Here is a 455-nt window from a genome sequence, read left to right as displayed (position 1 = left end):
TTGTTATTGTCGGTGTATCCGCCGGCGACGATCTGGACGTTTGGGAGTCCGCCTTTCCCGCTTCCCGGAGTCACTTGAAAAAGCATGCGATTCACCGCATCGGAGCCGCCGAAATCGGTGGTCACTTTTCCGTCCCCGTCGAAGCTGGTGACCGGCACTCCGCTGATCGGATTGTAACGCGCGATCGCGAAGTCGAAGTTGCTGCCGTTGAACGCGTGCCCTCCTGCTGCAACCACGACGATATTGTTATTAAGAATCTGCGTTCCAGCGGACACCACTCCCACGCAGAAAGCGTTGTCGGTCGTGCCTCCGAAAAAGTCGGTGGTCACCTTACCGCCGGTTCCGAAAGTCGAGTCCGGCGAGCCGTCCGAGTTATAACGCATCACGCCGAAGTCGTTGCCCGCGCGACCTCCAACGACCATTTTGCCGCCGAGGATGACCGGTGAAATGTCCGC

Annotated in this window: 1 protein-coding gene; it reads right to left on the bottom strand. The window is 58.7% G+C overall.

Features of this window, described 5'->3' with window-relative positions; genetic code table 11:
• Window positions 1-455, bottom strand: a 455-nt coding sequence (locus tag I6F37_RS39520) for a delta-60 repeat domain-containing protein (RefSeq protein ID WP_225154306.1), incomplete at both ends; no start/stop codon positions are given.

It is taken from the genome of Bradyrhizobium sp. NBAIM08, assembly GCF_020193935.1.
Lineage (GTDB): Bacteria > Pseudomonadota > Alphaproteobacteria > Rhizobiales > Xanthobacteraceae > Bradyrhizobium > Bradyrhizobium yuanmingense.
The sequence above is the reverse complement of the archived record's forward strand: the minus strand, read 5'-3'. Positions and strand labels throughout refer to the sequence as shown.